The following is a 4,200-nucleotide window of genomic DNA, read 5'->3' as shown; positions in this document are numbered from 1 at the left end:
CCTGACTGAGTTTACCTACGCCTAAGCACCATCCCCACTCGTCAATCATTGATTGACGCTTGGTAAAGAAAACCCTCGGCCTTCGGGCTGGGGGTTTTTTCACTTAAGGAGCCTCTATGCCCCAATGGATTGCGCTCTCACGCAACGACCACGCTGAGCAGCATGTGCTGCCCCGTGATGGCTACCACCACAGTGCCAAACAGCGCGTGGTGCCGGTGTTATTAGCTGAGCTAAGCAAGCTGTTGCCCCACTATGCGCTGGGCTTTATTCGCCAGGGTGATAGCTACGCCTCCGTGGCGGTGTTGGGTGTGCAAAGTAATGCCTACCTTGCCCCGGATGGTCGCTGGTTTTCGCCTTACATCCCGGCGTTGCTGCGCGGCTACCCGTTTGCCTTAGCCAAGGCCGATAACGAGCAACAGGTGCTAGCGATTGATACCGCGCACTTGGTCAACGGCCCGGATGGCAAGCCGCTGTTCGATGAGCAGGGTGAGCTGTCTGAACACACACGGCAGGTATACGACTTTTTAGCGCAGTGTGAGAAAAACCGCTTGGCTACTCAGCAAGCGGCAGAAGCACTCGCCAAGCACAAGCTATTGGTGCCCTGGGAACTGGTTATCGGTACGGATGCCGAAGGCGGTACGCCTGTGAAGCTAGATGGCCTTTATCGTGTGGATGAGCAGGCGCTAAATGCCCTGGCGCCTGATGCATTGGCGGAGCTACGGGGTGGCCCGTTGGCGATGGCCTATGCCCATTTGTTCTCTACCGCGCAGCACAAAGCGTTGGCAGATCGCGTACAATTCCAGGCCAAGTATGCCGAGCAGGGCAGCAATGCCCCCGCCAACCTCGACGAAGTGTTTGGCGAAGGCGACGACGATTTAGAGTTTGATTTTAGCTAGGGAGAAAACACCTATGGCAGACGAAAAACAGAAAACCATCACCATCGACGGCACCGAGTACAACGTGGCCGACCTGTCTGAAAATGCCCGCAACCAAGTAGTGAACCTGCGCGTGACCGATGCGGAAATTGAAAAGCTCAAGCAGCAGCTGGCGATTTATCAAACTGCTCGCACCGCCTATGCCAAAGCGCTGAGTGCTGAGTTACCCACCAAAGAGGTGCACTAAGTGCCGCGCTTACTGCTAATCGCCGCTGCTGGGCTGTTGCTCAGCGGCTGCGTGCCGTTTGTGCCGATCATCTGAATCACCCTGAGCCCGACATGGAGAAGCACACGCATAAGCAGCTTGTGATAGGCTTAGCCCCCTGAACGGCACCTTGCCCTTGGATAGAGGCCTCCACCATGTCGGCTCCCCACCACAAACATCATGATACCGGCTATAAAGAGCTATTCAGCTACCCTGAGTTTGTTCAGCAGCTCATCGAAGGCTTTGCCCCACCCGACATTGCACAGCTGATGGACTTTACCCAACTTAAGCAACACAGCAGTTACTACATCACGCCGATGTTTGAAGAGAAAATTGAAGATGTGGTGTGGTCAGTGGAGGTGACCTGGGAAGGCATCACCCAAGAGGTGTATCTTTATATTCTGCTGGAGTTTCAATCCTCGGTCGATCACACCATGCCCATTCGCATGATGCACTATGTTGCCTGTTTTTACAGCGAGCTACTCAAGCAAAAGGTGATCACCCCCAGCCAAGGGCTTCCCCCCATCTTTCCCGTCGTGCTTTACAACGGTGCCCATCCTTGGACACCTCCGCTGGATATTTTTGATCTGGTACAGCCGACACCGCCTGCTTTTCTTCAGCGGTATCTTTGGCGTTGAAAACGCAGGAGAGAGCTGGGCCACCCTGCAAACAGCGGTGGATCGGATTGTCACGATGATTCAGGCCGATCCACATAAAGAGCGCATCGATAAAGTCATCACCCGCTGGATCAAACGTCACCTATATCGACTTGATGCAGAGATCAACATCGATCAGCTCACGAGCTTGGTAGAGGATAAAGAGATGTTAGCAGAGAATTTAGAAAACTTAGTGCAGAAAGAGCGCCAGACAGGTCGTCTCGAAGGTCGTCAGGAAGGCCGTCAGGAAGCAGAACAGCGTGCGCTAGAGAGCAAACGCAATGCTGCTCGTAAGTTGATTGCACTGACGGAAATGAGTGATCAGTTGATTGCCGACATTGAAGAACTGCCGGTAGAAGAGGTGGAAAAGCTACGCGCCGAAACTCAACATTAAAAACTCGCATCAACAACTGAGTGAGTGATTAAAAAACACTCAGCCTCTGCCGCCAGCAGAGGCTTTTTTCTAGCCAAAATGCCCATTCTCACGAGTCAAAATCAATCGTCAACTCGTCATCATCCCCACCATCAAGCAGGCTATCCAGGTTGCCGGACGCGTGCTGATGACCTAGCAGATCTTGATGCTTAACGCCTATTTAAGGCATTATTGTTTGCTCATAAACTCTTCAATAGCTGCATCAATGCAGTTAATCAATACGCCCTGAGTCTTCCCCGGCTGGTACCAAAACTCACACTTCAATCGTTCCGTGGTTGTAGGGGTGGTTTGGCTTTTAACAAACTCATCGGTACACGGTAGGTGGCAGTGCCCGGTAGACGTATAAATACGGCAGAAAAAACGTTGATTTGTTTTTCGCCACTGCATGGTGAAGATATTTGTACTGCCCACTTTAACGCGCAAATCCCCACCGTCGGTCGCCGTGAAATGTACTTTTATAGTATTACTATCCTTGTAATAAGACTTAATCTGAAAAACACATTCATGGGCTTCAGAAGTGGAGAGCTTAGATATAAATGCGGACTCGCACATAAGCAGGCAGCCTTTTTCGAGTGAACTCGGAAATCATATAAACTTAGCCGAACATTCGCTATACAACTTATATCCCAGTATGCACTGGTGATCCGCTGGTAACCGCTTATCCCACCAGCACATCCTCAGCGTCTTGCTTACCTTTCCCTACCTGTCACAACATTAATTCATCAGTGCAGTGTACTTTTACGTTTCGACACTGTACCTGACGCCGCTGCCAAATATTCGACAGCGGCATTTTTCTGGCCAAAACACGTCGTGTAAGCAATCTCTTACAAATTTCTCAGCCAATGCTTACGCTCAATGCGTCTCTTTCGGCAACTCAGCACCCAACGCCCGTGCATAAGCAGTACGAGCCGTTTGATAAATCGCCAGCTGCAGCTTGAGCTTTTCAATTTCCGCATCGGTGACGCGCAGGTTCACCACTTGGTTGCGGGCATTTTCAGACAGGTCGGCCACATTGTACTCGGTGCCGTCGATGGTGATGGTTTTCTGTTTTTCGTCTGCCATGGGTGTTTTCTCCTTAGCTAAAATCAAACTCTAAATCGTCGTCGCCTTCGCCAAATACCTCGTCGAGGTTGGCGGGGGCATTGCTGCCCTGCTCGGCATACTTTGCCTGGAATTGTACGCGATCTGCCAACGCTTTGTGCTGCGCGGTAGAGAACAAATGGGCATAGGCCAACGCCAGCGGGCCACCCCGTAGCTCCGCCAGTGCTTCAGGCTCCAGGGCATTCAGCGCCTGCTCATCCACACGGTACAGGCCATCTAGCTTCACAGGCGTACCGCCTTCGGCATCCGTACCGATAACCAGTTCCCAAGGCACCAATAGCTTGTGCTTGGCGAGTGCCTCTGCCGCTTGCTGAGTAGCCAAGCGGTTTTTCTCGCACTGCGCCAGGAAGTCGAACACCTGCTGGGTGTGCTCGGAAAGTGCGCCTTGTTCATCGAAAAGCGGCTCGCCGTCGGGGCCGTTCACCAAGTGGGCGGTATCAATCGCCAATACCTGCTGGCCATCGTCTGATTTGGCCAAGGCAAACGGGTAGCCGCGTAGCTGAGCAGGTACGTAAGGCGCAAACCAACGGCCATCGGGGGCGAGATAGGCGTTCTCTCTTACCCCGACAATGGCCACCGGCTGGTAGCTCTCGCCCTGGCGAATAAAGCCCAGCGCATAGTGGGGCAACAGCTTGCTTAGCTCAGCTAATAACACCGGCACTACGCGCTGTTTGGCACTGTGGTGGTAGCCATCACGGGGCAGCACATGCTGCCCAGCGTGGTCGTTGGGTGAGAGCGCAATCCATTGGGGCATAGAGGCTCCTTAAGTGAAAAAACCCCCAGCCCGAAGGCCGAGGGTTTTCTTTACCAAGCGTCAATCAATGATTGACGAGTGGGGATGGTGCTTAGGCGTAGGTAAACTCAGTCAGG

General features: G+C 52.8%; 7 protein-coding genes. 4 read left to right on the top strand and 3 right to left on the bottom strand.

Features of this window, described 5'->3' with window-relative positions; genetic code table 11:
* Positions 1 to 116 precede the first annotated feature (116 nt).
* The 4 genes from AC13CY_RS12995 to AC13CY_RS12980 all read left to right on the top strand — a co-directional run bounded on the left by AC13CY_RS12995 (position 117) and on the right by AC13CY_RS12980 (position 2,190).
* Complete coding sequence (locus AC13CY_RS12995; RefSeq protein ID WP_483052639.1) at positions 117 to 896, top strand: SapC family protein; 780 nt, start codon at positions 117 to 119, stop codon at positions 894 to 896.
* A 13-nt stretch (positions 897 to 909) separates the two neighbouring features.
* Positions 910 to 1,122, top strand: a complete 213-nt coding sequence (locus AC13CY_RS12990; RefSeq protein WP_172514669.1) for a DUF6447 family protein — start codon at positions 910 to 912, stop codon at positions 1,120 to 1,122.
* A gap of 173 nt (positions 1,123 to 1,295) precedes the next feature.
* Complete coding sequence (locus tag AC13CY_RS12985) at positions 1,296 to 1,778, top strand: Rpn family recombination-promoting nuclease/putative transposase (RefSeq protein ID WP_172514670.1); 483 nt, start codon at positions 1,296 to 1,298, stop codon at positions 1,776 to 1,778.
* Positions 1,723 to 2,190, top strand: a complete 468-nt coding sequence (locus AC13CY_RS12980) for a hypothetical protein (protein WP_289137351.1) — start codon at positions 1,723 to 1,725, stop codon at positions 2,188 to 2,190. Before AC13CY_RS12985 ends, AC13CY_RS12980 begins: the two co-directional genes overlap by 56 nt.
* A gap of 207 nt (positions 2,191 to 2,397) precedes the next feature.
* Here the strand turns inward: AC13CY_RS12980 and AC13CY_RS12975 are convergent, their stop codons facing one another.
* The 3 genes from AC13CY_RS12975 to AC13CY_RS12965 form a co-directional block, all read right to left on the bottom strand.
* Positions 2,398 to 2,781 carry a hypothetical protein gene (locus AC13CY_RS12975; protein WP_172514671.1) on the bottom strand — a complete coding sequence of 128 codons (384 nt, stop codon included), beginning with the start codon at positions 2,779 to 2,781 and terminating at the stop codon, positions 2,398 to 2,400.
* Positions 2,782 to 3,081: 300 nt separating this feature from the next.
* Positions 3,082 to 3,291 carry a DUF6447 family protein gene (locus tag AC13CY_RS12970; RefSeq protein WP_172514672.1) on the bottom strand — a complete coding sequence of 70 codons (210 nt, stop codon included), beginning with the start codon at positions 3,289 to 3,291 and terminating at the stop codon, positions 3,082 to 3,084.
* Between the two features lie 13 nt (positions 3,292 to 3,304).
* Positions 3,305 to 4,084, bottom strand: a complete 780-nt coding sequence (locus AC13CY_RS12965) for a SapC family protein (protein WP_483052638.1) — start codon at positions 4,082 to 4,084, stop codon at positions 3,305 to 3,307.
* Positions 4,085 to 4,200: the final 116 nt, after the last annotated feature.

This window comes from Vreelandella sp. L-15 (assembly GCF_056857635.1).
This window is presented reverse-complemented; position numbering and strand designations above follow the sequence as displayed.